Origin of the sequence: Bartonella sp. AP21QHHD, assembly GCF_042196205.1 — a bacterium.
Lineage (GTDB): Bacteria > Pseudomonadota > Alphaproteobacteria > Rhizobiales > Rhizobiaceae > Bartonella.
On sequence record NZ_JBHIPT010000032.1, the window covers coordinates 1 to 1,094 of the forward strand.

Below are 1,094 nucleotides of genomic sequence, written 5' to 3' on the forward strand. Positions count from 1 at the left end.
GCATCTATTTCATAGATTATATTACCCTTTTCATCACGGTCGACCACAGCGATGGGGTGCTCTTTGATAAACATGGTTTTATAGGAGTCATCACTGTATTTAAATCCTTCTTCTAAAAGTTGGGTTGCCATTTCACGGTTTTCATGGACGATTTGTTCCAGCTTGCCTGCATCGAGCTGTTGTACACCCTTATGGGCGGTGGCAGTATCACGATTAAGGGAGGCTATGGCTTGTTCCACATCTTGCCCTGTCAATGCCTTCTGCCCAGCTTCATCAGTAATGACAATGGTGCCATCGCTAATGGCGGATTTGGTGTATCCTTCCTCTGAATCTTGGGCTTTTGAATGATCTAAGACATTTTTGGCAATGTTTTTCCCGACACCATATTTACCCTGATACATCGGACCACCGGCAGAAATACTTAAACCTTGGCTGCTAGCTTGCGCATGCGCACCGTTGCTGATATCACTGGTGCTAATGCTTCCTGTGGTCAGGCTGTTTTTTTCTGCCGGCGCAGTGCTGGCAATAAGCCCCCCAGTTAGGGTCGTTTTGTCTTTAACGTTGATCTTAAAACCGCCATCACCGGCTTTGATGCCTGATTGCTCCACAACACTATGATAATCGCTAGAGGATTTATCCTTGTTCAAGGAAATATTGGTTGTGGCTGCATCATCCTTTTTTCCACCATTAAACCCAATAGAAAAAGAGTCTTGCTTGCTGGAAGTTTGTCCCGTATCACTGCGGCTGGTAATGGCGAAATCACCCCCTACTTCCATTTCTACATGGTCTGCAGAAGCCACGGCGCCTGCCAGTATGGTGTTTCCCTGACTTATGGTATGAAGAGTGCCAGTGCCTATAATATGGCTGTTCTTGTGATGCACTTCCTCACTGGAACCCTTGCCTTTACCAAAAGAAGCATTCCCCATCCACCCTGGACCACCGGTACCATAACTATACCCAACATTCATTGAAGCGCTTTGCGTATGATTTTGTGTGCTTTGTGTGTTTTGCGCACTTTCAAAAGTGATATCTTTACCTGCTCCCATGGTGATATTCCCGCTCTGTTCATCATTGCTTTGCATCGGGTTTGTACC

Annotated in this window: 1 protein-coding gene; it reads right to left on the minus strand. The window is 46.0% G+C overall.

Annotation, left to right across the window (positions count from 1 at the left end):
• Positions 1 to 1,094: hemagglutinin repeat-containing protein (locus tag ACFIMC_RS03025; RefSeq protein WP_375680824.1), on the minus strand; the 1,094-nt coding region annotated here is incomplete at both ends.